Source organism: Corallococcus sp. AB018, assembly GCF_003986945.1.
Taxonomy (GTDB): domain Bacteria; phylum Myxococcota; class Myxococcia; order Myxococcales; family Myxococcaceae; genus Corallococcus; species Corallococcus exiguus.
Genome location: NZ_RAWR01000519.1, coordinates 1 through 469, shown reverse-complemented (window position 1 = coordinate 469; position 469 = coordinate 1). Strand labels below are relative to the sequence as shown.

Sequence of the window (469 nt, the reverse complement as noted above, 5' to 3'; positions counted from 1 at the left end):
ATACAATACCTGGCGATGAACCCATCGATATTTGTCAGGTGAAAAAAGGGGAAAAAGGAATTAGCCACTTTATTACCGAACATATTGTGCCATTCTATGAACGTCGCTGGGGTGGTTTTTTGCGTGACTTTAAACAGAACCGGATAATCTAAAATATGCCGCCCCAAAGGGCGGCATTCGGGCTTACCTGCTGTTCTGAAGGTTGTTAACCACCAATAAATTGTTACCGGAGAGACTCCGGTTATTATTTACCTCGGTTAACAGCGCACCAGAAACAATAAGTACGATACAAAAGCACCGTATCTTCAATGTGCGGTCCATGCGAAGACCGCATCACGACAGCACCACTGGCGATATTGCCGCGATAGCAAGCGACGAGATACACTTGCATTTACGGCCAAGGAACATCCTTTCCTAAAGCCAGCGCCCGTTTGCGAGACGGCGGAAAGGGTCGGTGTCAATAATACGC

The 469-nt window shown here is 47.1% G+C and carries 2 protein-coding genes; one reads left to right on the top strand and one right to left on the bottom strand.

Annotated features, from left to right (window positions below; genetic code table 11):
* Positions 1-5: 5 nt before the first annotated feature.
* A complete protein-coding gene (locus D7Y11_RS45500; RefSeq protein WP_255431215.1) occupies positions 6-152 on the top strand; it encodes an enhanced serine sensitivity protein SseB C-terminal domain-containing protein in 147 nt (48 codons plus the stop codon).
* A 31-nt stretch (positions 153-183) separates the two neighbouring features.
* On the opposite strand, the gene timP is transcribed toward D7Y11_RS45500, so the two are convergent.
* Positions 184-321, bottom strand: coding sequence for a small toxic inner membrane protein TimP (gene timP, locus D7Y11_RS45495; RefSeq protein ID WP_368773807.1), 138 nt, complete (start codon positions 319-321; stop codon positions 184-186).
* Between the last annotated feature and the right edge of the window lie 148 nt (positions 322-469).